1 protein-coding gene is annotated in these 815 nt (G+C 38.5%); it reads right to left on the reverse strand.

Annotation, left to right across the window (positions count from 1 at the left end):
• Positions 1-777, reverse strand: a 777-nt coding sequence (locus tag ACYVIL_RS20245; protein WP_460314544.1) for an IS110 family RNA-guided transposase, incomplete at its 3' end; no start/stop codon positions are given.
• Positions 778-815 lie beyond the last annotated feature (38 nt).

The raw sequence follows: 815 nt of genomic DNA on the forward strand, positions 1-815 counted from the left end.
TAATCGAGAGTAAGAAGCGAACTTTTGAACGCTTTCAAAGCGTTCAATATCACCGATTTCATATAGGATGGTGAGTGCGAGGATTTGTCCTACCCCAGCAATAGATTTGAGTAAGTAATAGTCTTTAGCGTTATGTTGTTTGGCTTGTTTTTCAATAAACCATTCAACCTGGCGTAACTCTGTTTCAATATGACCGACTATGTGTAAATCAATATCGATGTTGCGCTGCACGGATATATCATCAAAGACGTTAGACATTTTTTCACGAGACTTTGGATAACGTAAATTAAGGGAATGAGCAGGATAATTGTATTGACTCACGGTATTTGATACATGTGCTTTTAAGTCCGCGCCAAAGCGTACAAGTTTGGTACGGCGGCGAAGTAAATCACGGGTAGCCCGTAATTCGTTGGGGTAGTTGTATGCTAAGGGGAAATTGCCACCACGTAACAATTTAGCAATTTTAAATGAATCAATTTTATCATTTTTGGTTTTACCGCCATGAATGGCTTTCATATACAAGGCATGACCTAATACGAAATCTATATTGTGTTGCCGACAGAAGTCACTTACCCAATACCAACAGTGCATACATTCCACGCCCACAATGATATTGCCTAAATAAGGAGTTAATAAAGCCAGCAATTGTTCGGGTGAATCCTTTACTTTTTTATGGACAAGTACCTCACCTTTATCATCAATAATGCATACGTAAAGTAAGCGTGCGTGTAAATCTATTCCACAATAGTAAGGATGTGTATTAGTATAAAAGTTCATTGAGCTTCTCCGTTGGTTTTGTCACCTATCAGAGTAGC

The organism is Aliiglaciecola aliphaticivorans (assembly GCF_054782055.1).